Consider the following 221-nt stretch of genomic DNA (forward strand, 5'->3'; position numbering starts at 1 on the left):
GACACGGCCGCGACCTCCAGCCCCCACGCCGCCTCCAGCCCGATGAAGAGCCCCGACGTAGCTGTGACCGGCCCGCCAGCGGCATCCGGCCTACCGACCGTCTCCGGCTCAGTGGCGGCCCCCGGCGCGATGGCGACCCCCGACGCGACGGCGACCTCCAGCCCGCCAGCGGCATCCGGCCTACCGACCACCTCCGACCCGGTCACGGCTCCCGACGCGGT

General features: G+C 76.5%; 1 protein-coding gene. It reads right to left on the reverse strand.

The annotated features are described in order from the left end of the window. The coding region (locus tag ACFFNX_RS52330; protein WP_378213939.1) for a hypothetical protein at nt 1-206 on the reverse strand (206 nt) is incomplete at its 3' end. Nucleotides 207-221 lie beyond the last annotated feature (15 nt).

Source organism: Actinoallomurus acaciae, from assembly GCF_042429965.1.
GTDB classification, from domain to species: Bacteria; Actinomycetota; Actinomycetes; order Streptosporangiales; family Streptosporangiaceae; genus Actinoallomurus; species Actinoallomurus acaciae.